Source organism: Lysinibacillus sp. 2017, assembly GCF_003073375.1.
Taxonomy (GTDB): Bacteria; Bacillota; Bacilli; order Bacillales_A; family Planococcaceae; genus Solibacillus.
Genome location: NZ_CP029002.1, coordinates 2,753,748 through 2,766,264, shown reverse-complemented (window position 1 = coordinate 2,766,264; position 12,517 = coordinate 2,753,748). Strand labels below are relative to the sequence as shown.

Sequence of the window (12,517 nt, the reverse complement as noted above, 5' to 3'; positions counted from 1 at the left end):
TTGGTTTTTGTTGTAAAAGAAAAACCAGTTGTACCCGAGCTTAAACGGTATTTTATTTTCACGTATCTTCGCCCATGCAGCCTAAAGGGTTACACAATACACCATTCTATATAAATAGAAGGAATAAAATACAGCGAATAAGTTATACAACTACTGCATTCATTTTACACAAAATCTATTGTATCTTTTTTTAAAACATTCGTCAACAAGGAGGATTGTGACCGGATTTATACTAAACGTTTTCCCGCTTTACATGGTGTAATCTAAAATACCTATATATAAATAGAGCTATCATAAACAAAATGAAACAGATATGGATGAAATTGAGTGTATTATCGTTATAATTAGAAAAATATAACAAAATTTAATAGTCAAAATGGCACGATAAGTGTATACTTTAAAGTAAGTGATTAGTAACTGATAAAGGTAATGTGAAAGAAAAGGTGATTTAATGATGGAGAATCAACAGAAGATTGATCGGTTTAAATCTGACGTTCTGAGCCTTTGTATTAATTCGAGCAAGCAATTTAATCAGTATAAGGAATATTTTTCATTTCTAAAGGAAAGTTTGCATAACTACTTTGGCATGGAAGATTGTATTTTATTGAAAGTAGATGGATTGCGACTAAATCATTTAAATGATGAAAAGGAACAATTTCTATTTAATACTCAATTAACTTTAAAATCATTCGAAAACTACTTAGGTGGGGAAAAAATCGTAAACCTGCCGAATTTTTTAAAGGAAATGGAGTATTTCGAAAATCATACAAGTATGATGTTGCTTCAAATCGATGACCAGCTTGAAGGAATTCTATTATTCAAATATAAAAACACCAACGAACCATCTTATTCTAATTTATCTGAAGAATTAATAGATGGTATTGCTTTTGTTTTTAACTTTTTAGTTCAGAGCTATAATGTGAAATTAAATGAACAAAAATTCCAAAAATTATATAATATGACGGATCTCTTTCATTCAACAATGGATATTGATGTTATATTAGAAAATGTTCTTATAACAATTGAAGAGAATTTTCCACAACTAGAAGTGGAACTCATTTTATCAAATGACCAAGATCGTCAAACAAGAATTCGTATTAAGCAGTTTGATTATTTATCTGAAAGACCCTCAACGATTGAATCATTCGTATCAGGGGAATTAAAAGAAGATGAGGATACAGAGTTAGATTATCGTCTTTTAAATGCGCCGATTAAAGGTCGACAAGCAATCTATGGTATTTTACAAGTGAAAGCACCACTTGCTTATACATTTACAGCTACTGAAAAAGAATTTATCCGTATGCTTGCTCAAGTATCTGGAAATTCATTGGAAAATGCTAAATTATATCATCAATCCCATCGATTGATCAGTGACCTGCAATTAATTAATGAAACATCGCATCGTTTAAACATGAAATTATCGATTAACGAAATGCTTCTGTTCTTACAAACGCAACTATTAAAATCGTTCCAACCAATGGAAATTGGCTTCTTATTTAAAGAAGGCGAAACATTTGAAATGACCGAAGCGCGTACAGCTATTTTCAATACAGAAGCTGGTCAGGTATATATTCAACATGTTCAACAACATTTTGAGACAACGCAAGATTCGTTGTTTATCGCTGATTTTAGTAGACTACTTTCAGAAGATATTCAGTACAAATCGATTATGGCGATTCCAATGATAGTCGAAGAGAAAATTAATGGGTTTAGCATTGTATTACATGAAGACCCCTATTTCTTCTCGTTTGATAGTTTTAAATTAATGCAGTCTTTAATTCATCATTCCTCTTTAGCTATTTCGAATTCTATTTTGCGAGAAAAGCTACAAGAAATGGTAGACCGTGATCATTTAACGAAACTATTTGCACGTAGTTATTCTGATACCTACGTAGAAAAATCGATTGATAAAGATGATTCTGGAATGTTTTTATTGATTGATATTGATAACTTTAAAAGGGTTAATGACACATACGGTCACCAAGTGGGCGATGGAATTTTAATGCAAATTGGTTCGCAATTGCAACAAGAAATCGGAACTCGTGGAATTTGCTCGAGATGGGGCGGCGAAGAACTCGCTATATATATTCCTAATATTTTAGATCATGAAGCATTGAAGATTTCAAATGAAATTGTTGACATTATTCCGAGGGTGACAAACCCAACTGTTACAATTTCAGCGGGGATGATTACATGGAATAAATCAAATCGTCCAGATTTTCAAGAGATTTTTTTACAAGCGGATACGGCTTTATATAGTGCCAAACATAATGGCAAAAACCGAGTATGTGTATTTGAAGATACGATGCAATTACAATCATAAAAAAGAGAATGTCCTCATTTTGTTGAGGACATTCTCTTTTTTGTATTAAATATGTTTTAATAGTGTCATGACAAATAACTCTAAACCTGTTTGATCGTCTTTAGAGAATCTTGCTTCTAGCGGACTATCAATATCAAGCACACCAAAAACCTCCTCGTTTTTCATAAGTGGAATAACGATCTCAGATTTTGTGGCAGCATCACAAGCAATATGTCCTGGGAAAGCATGAACATCATCAACAACATGTGTGCGCTTTTGTTCGATGGTAGAACCACAAACACCACGACCGACCGGAATGCGAACGCAAGCTGGTAATCCTTGGAACGGTCCAAGAACTAATTCCCCGTCCTTCATCAAATAGAAGCCGACCCAATTAATTTTATCTAAAAATTGATTTAATAATGCTGAGGCATTACTTAAATTTGCGATTAGATCCTGTTCGCCGGTAAGCAAAGCATCTAGCTGCTTTGATAGTGATTGATATTGTTCAGATAATGTACCTGCATAAGTTGTTTTAGAAAACATAAGTAACCTCCGTTAGAAATTTAATTTTTCGGTAATGGTATGAAAATGCTGATGTAAATCTTTTACAGTATGCGCATCGGAACCAAAAACTAAAGGTAATTGAATGGAATGAGCATAATGAATAGATTTGAATGGCGGGTAAGGTTCTTTGCAGAAAGGCTTACTTAAACCAGCACTGTTTAAATCCAATTCATACCCTTTATTTTTCATATGTAATAATAGCATTTCGATTTGTTGCCCGTCATCAATTGTTTCATTGTGTGCGAGTTGAAATTTATGAATTAACGTCGGATGTCCAATTCGTTTTGGCTTGAATGGGCCTAAATCAGCATCAATTGATCTTTTAACCGTTTCGTAATACTGTGTGTACATACATTGAATTCCACCGACCTTTTCGGCGAAATTTAAATAAACTTCTTCTGAAAAATCAATACAATCGTAAGTATTTTCACGCTGTAAAAAATGAACCGACAAAATGGCATCATCTAAATAACTACCATACGTATTTAGAAAATCGCGTGTTTCTTGTTCATACCCAACAATAAAATCAACTTCTAAACCAATATTAATTTTTATTTGTGATTGATAGCTTTGCTTTAATTGTTGCAGTTGTTGGAAATAAGCGAGTAAATCGTTTTCTTTCATCCCACTATCTTGATCAGGTGTTGGATCGATGAAATTTTTTGGCAATGGCGCATGCTCGGTAAAGGTGATTTCGTCAAAGTTATGTGCAATTGCTTTTTCAATGTATTTTTCGAAAGCATCTTTCGTACCGTGTGGACAAAATGGTGTGTGAATATGGCCATCTTTTTTCATTTGGAGATTCTCCTTTAAAAATAAGATATGATAACTTAAAAATTCCTTGAAATAGTTCAACAAATTAACCAAAACGTGGTATTATTAATAATACGTATATAGCCAATTATTGATTTTATTTGGGATTAGGGGGCTTACAATGATAAAGTATATCATCATTGTTGTCGTCATACTATTAGCATTATTAGTCGCGGGTTTAGTAGTACGACGCAAGCATAATGCAGAAATAGGACGATTAGAAAAAGAAAAAATGCAAATCCAGCATTATCCAATTTTCGAAGAACTAGCAAAAGTAAAAGCTTTAAATATGAATGGACAAACAGAAGAGCTATTTGAAAACTGGCGCAATCGTTGGTTAGATGTAGTGGATGTTCAAGTGCCAAAATTAGATGAAATGCTTTTTGATGCGGAGGAATACATCGACCGCTTTAAATTTAAAAAAGCAACGCAAACAGAGCGTGAAATTGAACAAGAAATTATAAAATGTGAGCAAGTTCGTATTGAAATTATTTCGGAGCTGGATGAACTGATAGGTAGCGAAGAAAAAAATCGCATCGAAATGGAACAGTTAAAAGAATATTACCGTTCTGCTCGAAAAACGATTTTAGCACATCAACATTCTTTTGGTCCTGCATTAGCAGAACTAGAACAGCGATTAGAAAACTTCACACCAAAATTTGAAGAGTTTAATGAGCTGACGAAAGACGGAAATTACTTACAAGCGCGTGAAATCGTATTGCAACTTAATAGTGAAGCACAAACAATTTTTAACTATTTAAATGAAGTACCGACATTGTTGACGGATATTCAAGCGAAAATCCCGACTGCTATTCATGAACTTCGAAATGGTCAACGTGAAATGGAAGAACATAATTATTATTTACGTCATTTAGAACTGACTGAGTACTTAGATAAGGTAGAAAATGAACTTAATGAATTAAAAGACTCCATTGCACAACTAAATTTAGAAATTGTTGCACCACGTATTCAAGAGATTAATGATGAGATTGATAATTATTATGATTTACTTGAAAAAGAAGTGCATGCGCGTAATTATGTAGAGCGCAATTGCTCAGCAATGTATAGCACAATAACGGATGTAATGCGTTTAACGAAGGACATTAGTGATGAAGTTGCCTATGTGCAACACAGTTACCGCTTGCAGGAAAAAGAAGCTGAAATTCCAAAAGTGGGGTTAAAGCATTTAGAAGTACTTCAAAAGCGTTATGAACTTCTTTCAACGCGTGTACAAGAAGAAAAGTCTGCTTATTCAAGCTTACAAGAAGAGTTGCAGGAAATCACAGAAGAAATTGAACGCATCGCAGAAGAGCAAGAAAGCTTCTCAAACAAGCTTAAAAATTTACGTATCGATGAAAATAAGGCACGTGCTGATTTAGAACAGCTGAAGCGTCTGTTACAAAATACAGAACGATTATTAAGTCGTGCGAATATCCCTGGAGTCCCAGAAGAAATGGACGTACGCTTAGAAGAAGCGGCAGAGCGCATTTATATTGTTGTACAAAGTCTTCAAGAAGTACCGCTTAATATCATACAAGTAAACCAACATTTAGTAAGTGCAAAACAGTGCATTGAAGAAACACATGATCGTGCACAAGAAATGATTGAAAATGTATTAATTATTGAACGTTTAATTCAATTCGGCAATCGATACCGTGCAACGAACCATTCAGTGAACGAAAGTTTATTAGAAGCAGAAGATGCATTTAAAAAATTCCGTTATGTGAAAGCACTTGAAGATTCAGCTAAAGCAGTTGAAATGGTTGATCCGCAGGCGATTAAACGTATTGAGGCATTAGTTCAAGAGCAATTACTTATAAAATCATAAGCATAACGGTTACATGTTAAGCCGTTTAGAGGTATAATAAAACAGCAAAATGAGGACCACCTTGCATTTTTTGTGCAGGTGGTTTTCTTTCGGAATTAAACGATATCTATAACATAAAGAAGGTTGAATATAAATGATTTACTTAGATAACAGCGCAACAACGAAACCCCATAAAGAAGTACTTGCAACGTTTATGCAAGTGAATGAATTATACTATGCGAATCCTGCGTCTATTCACAAAGCGGGTGTTGAATCACATGCATTATTAACAAAAGCACGCGAACAAATGGCACAAATAGTAAATACCGAGCCACACAGCGTATTATTTACTTCAGGTGGTACAGAATCGAATAACTTTGCTGTATACGGAGTCGCAAAATCAAGTGGCTTTAGAGGTAAACATATTATTACAACTGAAATTGAACATCCTTCGATATTAGAAGCTGTGAAACGTTTAGCTGAAGAAGGATTTGAAGTAGACTACTTAAAAGTCGATAAAGAGGGCGTCATTTCATTAGATGAGCTACGTGAAAAATTACGTAAAGATACAATATTAGTTAGTATTATGCATGTGAACAATGAAATGGGTGCGATTCAGCCAATTGAAGAAGCTGCTAGACTCATTCATGAAAAAAGTAATGCGATGTTCCATATTGATGCGATTCAAAGCTTCGGAAAATTACCCGTGCGATTTAATGATGAAAAAGGTCCAGACATTGTATCAATTTCAGGACATAAAATTCATGCATTAAAAGGAACGGGTGTTGTGGCATTCCGTAAAAAACCAATGTTAAAAGCATTTTTAGTAGGTGGCGGTCAAGAGTTTGGCTTGCGTAGCGGGACCGTGGCTGTACCACAAGCTGTTGCGATGGCGAAAGCGGCACGTTTAGCTGTTGAAGCAATGCCAGAACGATTCGAAAGCTATAAAAAATGGTCTACACAGCTGCATGATTTCTTTGAATCATTTGGCAAGGATGTTTATGTATTATCATCTAGAAAAGGTGCACCACATATTTTATCGTTTAGTGTTCGCGGGTTAAAGGGCGAAATTTTAATTAATGCTCTACAAAAACGTGATATTATTGTGTCGACATCAAGTGCATGTTCATCAAAACAAACGAAAACAAGCCATGTAGTAGAGGCTCTTAATATCGACGGTCGATTTAAAAGCGGTGTACTGCGCATTAGTTTTGGTGGCTATACAACAGATCAAGAAATTGAAGCGTTTAAAGCAGGATTTACAGCTGTAATGAAAGAGTTAAAAGGAGACTATCATTCATGATTTTTAAAGAAATTTTAGTTCGCTACGGTGAATTATCAACAAAAGGTCGTAACAAAAAAGATTTCATTAACCGTTTACGTGACAATGTACGTTATTCTTTCCATGACATTTTACCACTTAAAATTCGTGCAGAACGTGACCGTATGTTTATCGAAATTGAAAACGCAGAAAAATTAGCGGTATTAATGGAGCGTTTACCACATGTATTCGGGATCCAATCATTTAGCCCAGTAGCTTCTTGTGAAAAAGATTTAGATGCGATGAAAGCTTTAGCATTCGACATTTTAGAGGATTACCGTGACAAAGGTGATTTAACATTTAAAGTAGAAGTTCATCGTACAGATAAAACATTCCCATTAAACACGCATGAATTACAACGTGAAATGGGTGGAACCATTTTACCAAAATTCGACAACTTCAAAGTTCAAGTGAAAAACCCTGATGTGGCATTACGTATCGAAGTACGTGAAGACGCGATTTACATGATGGCACAGGTGATCCCTGGTGCTGGTGGTATGCCAATCGGTTCAAACGGGAAGTCGCTTCTAATGCTTTCTGGCGGTATTGATAGCCCAGTAGCAGGTTATTTAATGATGAAGCGCGGTGTTCGTTTAGAAGCAATTCACTTCTTTAGCCCACCGTATACAAGTGATAATGCATTACAAAAAGTAAAAGAGCTTACAAATGAATTAACAAAATTTGGTGCGAGAATTCGTTTACACGTTATTCCATTTACAGAATTACAAGTGGCTGTAAAAGACAATGTACCAGACAATATGACAATGACATCAACACGTCGTATGATGATGAAAGTTGCAGACCGTGTTCGTGAAGAAGTTGGCGCACTTGGAATTGTTACAGGTGAAAGCTTAGGACAAGTAGCTTCTCAAACATTAGAAAGCTTAACTGCTATTAATGATGTGACAAGTACGCCAATTTTACGTCCACTAATTTCAGCAGACAAAAATGATATTATTAAAATCGCTGAAAAAATTGGAACATATGAAACATCTATCCAACCATTTGAAGATTGCTGTACGATTTTCACGCCAGCAAGTCCAAAAACAAAACCAAAACTTGAAAAAGTTCAGCATTTCGAAAGCTTCACGGAATTTGAAGATTTAATCGAACGTGCAGTGAAAAACCGCGAAACATATAGCTTCCCTCAAAAAGAAGTGAAAGCGGATAAATTTGCTGATTTACTATAAATTTTTCAAGTATCAATAGGAATTACCTAATAGAAGAACAAATTACCTGCTGAATAGATGTATTTTATTTTCCTCACGGCGCATTCTAATTGCACAAGGAGGTGAGAGATACATGGCTTCAAACAACAATGGTAGTTCAAACAAATTACGTGTCCCTGGTGCACAACAAGCACTTGATCAAATGAAATACGAAATTGCACAAGAGTTTGGCGTGCAACTTGGAGCAGAAGCTTCATCTCGTGCAAACGGTTCTGTAGGTGGAGAAATTACAAAACGCCTAGTTCAAATGGCAGAATCACAATTACGCGGTTCAAACAACAATCAATAAGTAAAACAAAAAGGAATTGTAACTTAAAAAGTTGCAGTTCCTTTTTTAGTTTGGTCAAATGTTGAAAAAATATTGAACAAATGACAGAAATTTTTGAATTTTATCTGTATAATAATTATACTAAGATGGTAAGTATCATTTTTTATCAAAGGGGAGAGTAAGAAATGAATCACGAACACCTAATTGCACCGAAAATGTTTAATATTGTGGATGAATTTGAAAAGCATGAAAACAAAGAAACGAAAACAGCTTTAATTATTCAAGAAGAAAATAGCGAACAGACGAGTTATACATATGAAGCGCTATTACAACAAGCAAATCAAGTAGCAAACGTCTTTCAAGCACAAGGCTTAAAAAAAGGTGACGTCATTTTAATTATGTTACCACGCTGCTTAGAAGCTTATGTAGCGTATATTGCCGCATTAAAAGCAGGACTTGTCATTATTCCGAGTTCAGAGTTACTACGCGCAAAAGATATTGATTATCGCCTCATTCACTCAGAGGCAAAAGCGATTATTGTAAATGATCAATTTATTCAAGAATTTGAGCAAGTACAAAATTTAGCAAATGTGACTTGTTTCATCGTTGGGGACGAAAGACAAAATTGGCAATCGCTAACGGAACTTGCAAAGCTGCAATCAATGGAATTTACAAATGTTGCAACTACATCAGATGATTTAGCATTTTTAGCGTATACATCAGGTACAACAGGTAATCCAAAGGGTGTTATGCATTCACACGGATGGGGCTATGCACATTTACGTACAGCCGCCGCAGCTTGGTTAGGCGTACAAGATGGCGACATTGTATGGGCAACAGCGGCACCTGGATGGCAAAAATGGATTTGGAGTCCGTTTTTAGCGGTACTAGGAAGTGGAGCAGCAGGATTTGTTTACAAAGGGAAATTTGATGCAAAAAAATATTTGCATTGTATTGAAGTTCAAAAAATCAACGTCCTATGCTGTACACCAACTGAATACCGTATGATGGCTAAGCTGAATGATTTAGGGGACTATCATTTAGACTCATTACGCAGTGCGGTGTCAGCTGGTGAGCCTTTAAATCGTGAAGTAATTGAGACATTTAAGCGTGAACATAATCTGATCGTACGTGATGGCTATGGTCAAACGGAAAATACTTTATTGATTGGTACGTTGCTAGATACAGAGTTACGTTCAGGTTCAATGGGGAAACCAACTCCAGGAAACCTAATTGAATTAGTTAACGAATTTGGCGAGCCAGTAGCAGTCGGTGAAGTTGGTGATATTGCCGTGCACAAATCGACACCAGCATTATTTAAAGGCTATTACAAAGATATGGAGCGTACAGCCATTCAGTATCGTGGCGATTGGTATGTAACAGGAGACCGCGCAACAAAAGATGACGAAGGTTATTTCTGGTTTGAAGGGCGCAATGATGACATTATTATTTCTTCAGGATATACAATTGGTCCATTTGAAGTAGAAGATGCGCTAACGAAGCATCCTGATGTGCAAGAATGCGCAGTTGTTGCAAGTCCAGATGAAATGCGTGGTAATGTCGTAAAAGCATTTGTCGTATTAAAGGACCCAGCATTAAAAGAGAAGCCGACAATGATTGAAGAGTTACAAAATCACGTAAAAGAATTAACAGCACCATATAAATATCCTCGAATCATCGAATTTTTAGATGAACTACCAAAAACAATTTCAGGTAAAATCCGTCGTGTCGAACTTCGTTTAAAAGAACGAAGTTAAGGAAGCGATTGTCGAAATATTTCCTGGGTAATGAAAAAAAGATGGTGGATTATCAGCCATCTTTTTTAGTGGATAAGAAAAGGGGAATTCACATAAGCAAAGACATCCATTCGCATTATTCTGTCGTGAATTATTTTTTGCTAAAATGTGGAATAATGAAACTTTTTGTAGAATACTTTCGTACAAAAAGTAAAGGAGGTATATAGATGAATACAAAACGAATAGTAGCACTTATTATTGCAGCAGTATTATTATTTTTCTCAATCGGGATTAATACGATTATTACCATATTTAAAACAGATTTTTTTAGTAGTTTTGATAGCATTATGGGGACAAAGGATATTGTCTATGAGAAGGTTATTGAACCAGGCGATTTCGACAAACGAATTGCTCACTTAACGGTGAATGGTGTCATTCAAGATGTAAGTGAACCAAGTATTTGGCAAACAGTCGACTATAATCACCAAGCTTTTTTAGATCAATTAGATGCCGTACTAGAGGATGATTCAGTTAAAGCCGTATTATTATCGGTAAATTCACCAGGTGGTGGTGTTATTGAATCAGCAGAAATTCATGAAAAATTACTGAAAATTAAAGATGAGAAACAAATTCCAATTTATGTTTCGATGGGCTCAATGGCCGCTTCTGGTGGGTATTATATTTCAGCACCTGCAGATAAAATTTTTGCCCAGCGTGAAACCATTACAGGTTCGATTGGTGTTATTATGCAATCGATCAATTACAGTAAATTGGCTGAAAAAATTGGTGTTGAATATGAGACGATTAAATCAGGGGAGCATAAAGATATGTTCGGTGGTGCACGTCCATCAACACCAGAAGAGTTAGCAATGTTGCAAGAAATGATTGACGAATCGTATGAAGAATTCGTTAATATTATCGAAGCAGGCCGAGGTATGACAGAAGCGGATGTGAAAAAAGTTGCTGACGGTCGAATTTTAGGCGGTTCACAAGCATTAAAAGCAGGATTAGTAGATGAAATTGGTAATGAGGCAGCTACGCTTCGTACATTACGTGAAGATCATGGCTTAGAAAAAGCGGGATTTTTTGAGTACACAGTAGATACAGATAGCTGGGCGTCATTATTAGGCGTTAAAATTGGTTCTTTCTTTAGTCCATCAGCTGAATCACAATACTTATCAAAAATTATTTCTTCAACAAATTCACCACGTATGATGTACTTATACGGTGAACATTAAGGGGAGGGATCGCGATGACTGAGGGAATCGAAACATTTGAGATGATACCGACTGTAGAGCACCCTTCGATACATTTAAAAACTGCGGGCTTTTGGATGCGTTTTTGGGCGTTCATTCTTGATTCACTTGTTATTAGTGCAATTGTTGGAATAACAGTCCGACCACTATTTGCCGTCATGGATTGGGATTTAGCTGGATCTACTTGGTATGCACCAGTGACGATAATATCTAGTACTATTTTTTATGTGTATTTTGTTTTATTGACGAAATTTTTTAAGCAAACTTTAGGGAAAATGGTATTTGGCTTAAAAGTAGAAAAAGATAACGGAGGGCCGTTAGATTGGCCAACCGTTCTATTCCGTGAAGGGGTTGGCCGTTTTATTAACGGGACATTACTTCATTTGCCCTATTTGATCGTAGCATTTGCACCGCGAAATAAAAGTGTAGCCGATTATTTTGCTGATACGGTAGTTGTTCATGAGAATATTTTTGTGGAAAATGTTTAATCAAATGCAGAAGGGGTAACTATCGATATCTTCTAAACAAGGAAAGAGCTGTAAGGTATGCATTAGCCTACTATACAGCTTTTTTCTTTGAGAAAATGATGGTTTTCAAGTTCACTTAGTTGCATTAATGAATTTGACTTTAGTAATATTAGGGAATAACAAAGGAGGCGTTATGTATGGCACAAGTAACATTTAAGAACAGTCCAGTAACATTAATCGGTAAAGAGGTAAAAGTGGGCGACAACGCACCTGATTTCAAAGTGTTAGCAAATGATTTGTCAGAAGTAACATTAAAAGATTCAGAAGGTAAAATTCGTTTATTCTCAGTAGTTCCATCATTAGATACAGGTGTTTGTGATCAACAAACACGTAAATTCAATGAAGCAGCAGGGGAATTAGGCGATAATGTTATTATTTATACAGTATCAATGGATTTACCATTTGCTCAAAAACGTTGGTGTGGTGCAGCAGGTATTGAAAATGTTGTAACTGTTTCTGACCATCGTGATGCTTCATTTGGTGAAGCATATGGCGTACATATGAAAGAATTACGCCTATTAGCTCGCTCTATTTTCGTAGTAGACGAAGCAGGTAAGGTTGTGTATGTAGAATACGTTTCAGAAGGTACAACACATCCAAACTATGAAGCTGCCATTGAAGCAGTAAAAGCTCTTTCAAAATAATTTCGTTTTTCGTGAATTTGTTGTAAAGTAAATATGATACATTGTTC

The 12,517-nt window shown here is 35.5% G+C and carries 11 protein-coding genes; 9 read left to right on the top strand and 2 right to left on the bottom strand.

The features are described 5' to 3' along the window. The first annotated feature begins 454 nt into the window (after positions 1-454). Positions 455-2,323: a sensor domain-containing diguanylate cyclase gene (locus DCE79_RS13460; RefSeq protein WP_234417269.1), complete on the top strand. Its 1,869-nt coding sequence runs from the start codon at positions 455-457 to the stop codon at positions 2,321-2,323. A gap of 45 nt (positions 2,324-2,368) precedes the next feature. Here DCE79_RS13460 and DCE79_RS13455 read toward each other — a convergent pair whose 3' ends face one another. Beyond that, the gene (locus tag DCE79_RS13455; protein ID WP_108713551.1) at positions 2,369-2,848 is read right to left on the bottom strand and encodes a GAF domain-containing protein; all 480 of its coding nucleotides are present in this window, start codon (positions 2,846-2,848) and stop codon (positions 2,369-2,371) included. Between the two features lie 12 nt (positions 2,849-2,860). After that, positions 2,861-3,664 carry a histidinol-phosphatase HisJ gene (hisJ, locus tag DCE79_RS13450; protein ID WP_108713550.1) on the bottom strand — a complete coding sequence of 268 codons (804 nt, stop codon included), beginning with the start codon at positions 3,662-3,664 and terminating at the stop codon, positions 2,861-2,863. A 139-nt stretch (positions 3,665-3,803) separates the two neighbouring features. On the opposite strand from hisJ, the gene ezrA reads away from it, so the two are divergent. The 8 genes from ezrA to tpx all read left to right on the top strand — a co-directional run bounded on the left by ezrA (position 3,804) and on the right by tpx (position 12,470). Further along, complete coding sequence (gene ezrA, locus DCE79_RS13445) at positions 3,804-5,510, top strand: septation ring formation regulator EzrA (RefSeq protein WP_108713549.1); 1,707 nt, start codon at positions 3,804-3,806, stop codon at positions 5,508-5,510. A gap of 133 nt (positions 5,511-5,643) precedes the next feature. Further along, the gene (locus DCE79_RS13440; RefSeq protein ID WP_108713548.1) at positions 5,644-6,792 is read left to right on the top strand and encodes a cysteine desulfurase family protein; all 1,149 of its coding nucleotides are present in this window, start codon (positions 5,644-5,646) and stop codon (positions 6,790-6,792) included. Beyond that, on the top strand, positions 6,789-8,000 hold the full coding sequence (thiI, locus tag DCE79_RS13435) for a tRNA uracil 4-sulfurtransferase ThiI (RefSeq protein WP_108713547.1): 1,212 nt from the start codon (positions 6,789-6,791) through the stop codon (positions 7,998-8,000). The genes DCE79_RS13440 and thiI overlap by 4 nt, the downstream gene beginning before the upstream one ends. A gap of 112 nt (positions 8,001-8,112) precedes the next feature. Further along, positions 8,113-8,328 carry an alpha/beta-type small acid-soluble spore protein gene (locus DCE79_RS13430; RefSeq protein ID WP_108713546.1) on the top strand — a complete coding sequence of 72 codons (216 nt, stop codon included), beginning with the start codon at positions 8,113-8,115 and terminating at the stop codon, positions 8,326-8,328. A gap of 164 nt (positions 8,329-8,492) precedes the next feature. After that, on the top strand, positions 8,493-10,064 hold the full coding sequence (gene mbcS, locus DCE79_RS13425) for an acyl-CoA synthetase MbcS (RefSeq protein ID WP_108713545.1): 1,572 nt from the start codon (positions 8,493-8,495) through the stop codon (positions 10,062-10,064). 206 nt (positions 10,065-10,270) lie between these two features. Beyond that, positions 10,271-11,281 (top strand): signal peptide peptidase SppA, encoded by a 1,011-nt coding sequence (gene sppA / locus DCE79_RS13415; RefSeq protein ID WP_108713543.1) that lies wholly within the window; start codon positions 10,271-10,273, stop codon positions 11,279-11,281. A gap of 14 nt (positions 11,282-11,295) precedes the next feature. Beyond that, on the top strand, positions 11,296-11,787 hold the full coding sequence (locus DCE79_RS13410) for an RDD family protein (RefSeq protein ID WP_108713542.1): 492 nt from the start codon (positions 11,296-11,298) through the stop codon (positions 11,785-11,787). A 176-nt stretch (positions 11,788-11,963) separates the two neighbouring features. Continuing rightward, complete coding sequence (gene tpx / locus DCE79_RS13405) at positions 11,964-12,470, top strand: thiol peroxidase (protein ID WP_108713541.1); 507 nt, start codon at positions 11,964-11,966, stop codon at positions 12,468-12,470. The last annotated feature ends 47 nt before the right edge of the window (positions 12,471-12,517 follow it).

What these genes read in the sequence shown, in the direction of transcription:
- DCE79_RS13460 (WP_234417269.1), top strand. Translation starts at nt 455, where the DNA reads ATGGAGAATCAACAGAAGATTGATCGGTTTAAATCTGACGTTCTGAGC.
- DCE79_RS13455 (WP_108713551.1), bottom strand. Translation starts at nt 2,848, where the DNA reads ATGTTTTCTAAAACAACTTATGCAGGTACATTATCTGAACAATATCAA.
- hisJ (WP_108713550.1), bottom strand. Translation starts at nt 3,664, where the DNA reads ATGAAAAAAGATGGCCATATTCACACACCATTTTGTCCACACGGTACG.
- ezrA (WP_108713549.1), top strand. Translation starts at nt 3,804, where the DNA reads ATGATAAAGTATATCATCATTGTTGTCGTCATACTATTAGCATTATTA.
- DCE79_RS13440 (WP_108713548.1), top strand. Translation starts at nt 5,644, where the DNA reads ATGATTTACTTAGATAACAGCGCAACAACGAAACCCCATAAAGAAGTA.
- thiI (WP_108713547.1), top strand. Translation starts at nt 6,789, where the DNA reads ATGATTTTTAAAGAAATTTTAGTTCGCTACGGTGAATTATCAACAAAA.
- DCE79_RS13430 (WP_108713546.1), top strand. Translation starts at nt 8,113, where the DNA reads ATGGCTTCAAACAACAATGGTAGTTCAAACAAATTACGTGTCCCTGGT.
- mbcS (WP_108713545.1), top strand. Translation starts at nt 8,493, where the DNA reads ATGAATCACGAACACCTAATTGCACCGAAAATGTTTAATATTGTGGAT.
- sppA (WP_108713543.1), top strand. Translation starts at nt 10,271, where the DNA reads ATGAATACAAAACGAATAGTAGCACTTATTATTGCAGCAGTATTATTA.
- DCE79_RS13410 (WP_108713542.1), top strand. Translation starts at nt 11,296, where the DNA reads ATGACTGAGGGAATCGAAACATTTGAGATGATACCGACTGTAGAGCAC.
- tpx (WP_108713541.1), top strand. Translation starts at nt 11,964, where the DNA reads ATGGCACAAGTAACATTTAAGAACAGTCCAGTAACATTAATCGGTAAA.